This is a genomic window from Filomicrobium sp., from assembly GCF_025698805.1.
Classification (GTDB): domain Bacteria; phylum Pseudomonadota; class Alphaproteobacteria; order Rhizobiales; family Hyphomicrobiaceae; genus Filomicrobium; species Filomicrobium insigne.
Genome location: NZ_JAILWT010000030.1, coordinates 1 through 3914, shown reverse-complemented (window position 1 = coordinate 3914; position 3914 = coordinate 1). Strand labels below are relative to the sequence as shown.

Genomic DNA, 3914 nt, shown 5'->3' with positions numbered 1-3914 from the left:
CGGAACACTGTCCGGGGGTGCGCTGCGAAACATGCCCCCGTCCCGAGCTAGTTACCAACAGCGCTCAGGGCGCGCAGGGCGTCGAGGCAACGCCGTCGCCACCGTCGTGGCATTCGGAAGTGCTGATAGCCATGACGAGCACTATTTTTCGGACCCAGACGGAATGATCCGCGGGAAGGTTGATGACCCGTCGCTGACTCTTGACAACGCGGAAATCGCCCGTCGCCACGTGACAGCGTTCCTGTTTCAGAAGTATCACGAGGCTCGCCTCCCAGATATTGAGCCTGAGGACCAACCACATCTATTCGAGGTCCTCGGGAGTGTCGATGGATTTCTCTCTAGCCACTCGCCGCTTAACCGCGAGGACTTCGAAAGGTGGTTACTTGAAAACGAGGCAAACCTCGCGGTTGAGGTCGCCGAGTGGCTACCTGAAGAGCTCGCAGCTTCGAGCCGAGACGATCTCCTCGCTGCCCTCGTGCCCGCCACTCTTACGGTCATCGACGAGGCAATTGGCGGGGTCCCCGACAAGTCGGCGACGGAGGTGCCCAACGGCGACGATCAGGAGGACGAGAACGTTGTCGAAGGTCCCCCAGAAGAGGGAGAGGAACGCGCCGACCCACATCGTGTAGAGGAGAATCTCCTCGACCGACTCTTGTACAAGGGCGTCCTGCCCCGCTACGCGTTTCCAACCGATGTCGTCTCGTTCTATGTATTTGACAGAGACCGCTCCAGCCGATTCCGTCCCGAATATCGTTATGCGCCCAGCCAGGGCTTACCTGTGGCTCTTTCACAGTACGCACCAGGAAAGCGAGTCTGGATTGATGGCAAGGAGTGGACGTCCGGCGCGCTCTACTCGCCGGTGGGGGACGATAGGTTCAAAGCGTGGAATGAGCGCCGTCTCTATTTCGAGTGCTCGGTTTGTCACTACGCGAGCACCGAACGTTATGACCAAGCTGACCGAGGCGAGTTGCGTGACTGCCCCGCATGCGGCACGAGCGCGACCTTCGGCAAGGCAGCGAACTGGATAAGACCTCCGGGGTTCGCCCATCCCCACTCATGGGACGAGGGAACGTCGCCGGATGACCAGCCGGCACCGAGCTACGCCACGCGCGCCAAACTGGTAGCACCAGGTCCAGCCGAGCCGCAGAGCTGGCGGTCCATTACGCCCCGGCTTCGAGAGTATTCGGCCCGGACCCACCTACTCGTAACAAACACGGGCCCCAGGCGCGAGGGGTATACGTACTGCACGCGCTGCGGACTGATCGAACCGACGGCCATTCCGACCAGCACCGTCGATGGGAGCCATCCCAAGCCGTTCCCCGACGGAAGAGAGCCTACTTGCCGCGGAGGAGCAGCCACCCGAGGAATGGTCCTCGGAACGGATTTCATTTCGGACGTCCTTCTTGTTTCGCTGCGAGTCGATGCTCCGCTTACGATCCGCCCAGGCTATCTCTCGACACAGGTTGCCCTCAGGACTCTTTCGGAAGCGTTCAGCGTCGCTGCCGCACGACGGCTCGACATTGAAGTCGGGGAGTTGCAGGCTGAATATCGCCCGGCATTGACTGCTGGCGGACACGAGGGTCTGGAGGCTGAAATCTATCTCTACGACACCCTCGCCGGCGGAGCGGGGTTTGCCCGCCGGGTTGCTGAGACCGGTCTAGCGTTGTTTGAGGACACCATTGAGCTGCTAGAAGGATGCGCGGGGAATTGCGATCGCTCGTGCTATCGCTGCCTCCGAAGCTTCAAGAACCGTTTCGACCATGGCCTGCTGGACAGGTTCCTTGGGTCGACGTTGCTCCGGTATCTGGTGTACGGCACCGAGCCTCAGGTCGACGCGGCGCGCCTCGATCTCGCGGCCGACCGGCTCTATGCCGACTTGAGCCGCCATGGGCTCGACGGCGTGACTTTCGAACGCGCGAGCGTCGTTGACATTCCAGGCATCGGACCTACCAAGGTACCGATCCTCGCTCGTGCCAATGGACGCGAACTCATCGTGGGGGTCCACGGTCCACTTACGCCGGACCATCCTGCCGACGGCCAACTCCGCGACGCTAAGGAGTTCGGCACAGTCATTCCCGTACACCTCGTCGACGAGATGGTCATTTCCCAGAACTTGCCGCGGGCCAGTCAGCAGGTGATCGAGGCGATCGGGTGAGGCCTTCCGGTGCCGACGAATTCATCCCATCTGGGCTGAGCAGCGCAGCTCAGTGGCCAGAGGCTCCCGACCGATGGAGCTACTCCAGCCTCCGCGATGCCGAGGAGTGCCCACGGCGGTGGATGCTCTATCACGCCACCTACCCGAGCGTGTGGCAAGGCGTCGGCTTTCCATCGAAGCCGAGTCTTCCTGGTCTTGTCGGCGACGTCACCCATGGGGTGATTGAGCTCATCGTCCGCAAGCTCCACGATCTCGGGTGCGAGTCGCTCGCCGAGCCGCGCGCAAGCGAAGCCTTGAGAGAGCTGGGCGGGTATTCCAAAGCTATAGGACGGGTCATCGGCGAGCGCATGGATGCCCTAGAGACCAATCCGCGGGTCGCGCATCGCATTCCTGCTATGCGAGCTGCCTTAGCTGCCCGAACGCCAGAGATTCGGCGCGCAGTCCAGTCAATGGTGACGCGGACAACGCTGAAGCCTGTCCGCACCTCTGAGCGAGCCGGAGTAGGTCACCGTGGGCGCCGGGCGCCCCTCCAGGAGGGATCGCATCCAGAGGTTTGGTTGCATGCGCAGGACTTACGATTTTGGGGCCGCGCTGACTTAGTTACGCTCGACGGAGACGGGTGCACCATCGTTGACTTCAAGACTGGAGCCCCGGCTGCTCACCACGCCGACCAACTAGGGACTTATGCCGTCTTGTGGAACGGCGACCGAGAACTTAATCCCCGCAGTGTGCCCGTACGGCGGCTCCAACTGACCTATCCAGCGCACGACGTAGATGTAGCTCCTCCCTCTGCAGAGGAGGCAGCGGAACTGGCGACGGAACTCATGCACCGATCCTCAACGGTCGCCAGTGAACTCGGGCAACGGCCTCCTCCGGCACGCCCGGCACTCGACATGTGCCGCAGGTGTGGCGTGCGTCAGATGTGCGACGACTATTGGGCTGGCCCAGCGGTCGAGCTACTCGGCGCCGATGTTGACTTCATCGACTGCGAGGCTGTTGTTCTAAGCGAGAATGGGCCGCGAAGTTGGATCATCAGCATCCCGGCGGACGGCACTCGAGGCTTGCTGCGAACGCCTACGGAGACGGCTGCCTTTGCGGTCGGTGACCGCGTGCGGTTGCTTGATACGGCATTCGTTCGCGATGAGGAGTTGGATCGAACCATCCTAACCTTGACCCAATGGTCTGAGGTCAGCGTCTTAGCTCCATCCGACTACGCTGAGGCTGAGGAAGTATCCGAATGTGGATCTAATTTGCCGCCTGGGACCCGCGGAAAGGGGGACCCTAAACCGACCACTTAACCCGTGGGAAGTCGCGGACTTTCTGCGTTCGACTGGACAAGGCTTCGCCGCGCTGCACGCCCGCGGACGTAGCGTGCGGAATCCGCTATTCGGTATCGCGGCGTCAGCCAAGATCCCCAGAGCCTCAGGTCACAGCGCGTTCATCGCCACTCTGCACGAAGCAAGGGTGCGGAGCGCGCGCCCCCGATAGCATGGGCGCATCAATCCACCACGAAGCGGTTGGGAAGCTTGCGGGACGGCCTCTACGAATCGGTAATAACGGCTGCGCTGGAGGCGCAGATCGAGGCTGCTGCGGACCTTCAGTCGAGCATCGATGGTGTCGACGCGGCGGATGAAGTCCACGTTCTGACGCACCACATTGCCGAGGCGGTCGCTCGGCGCCTGCGTGGGGTGAGGGACTCGGACGAACGCTTGCGTCTGACGAATGACTTGCTTCGGCTGGTCGAGTCAGATGGGGGAGC

Annotated in this window: 3 protein-coding genes; all 3 read left to right on the top strand. The window is 62.1% G+C overall.

The genetic code is table 11. From position 1 onward, the window contains the following. On the top strand, positions 1 to 2155 hold a 2155-nt coding region (locus K5845_RS21050), incomplete at its 5' end, for an MrfA Zn-binding domain-containing protein (protein WP_287959964.1). Beyond that, positions 2152 to 3453, top strand: coding sequence for a PD-(D/E)XK nuclease family protein (locus K5845_RS21045; RefSeq protein WP_287959963.1), 1302 nt, complete (start codon positions 2152 to 2154; stop codon positions 3451 to 3453). The genes K5845_RS21050 and K5845_RS21045, both read left to right, overlap by 4 nt. 228 nt (positions 3454 to 3681) lie before the next feature. Continuing rightward, on the top strand, positions 3682 to 3914 hold a 233-nt coding region (locus K5845_RS21040), incomplete at its 3' end, for a hypothetical protein (RefSeq protein WP_287959962.1).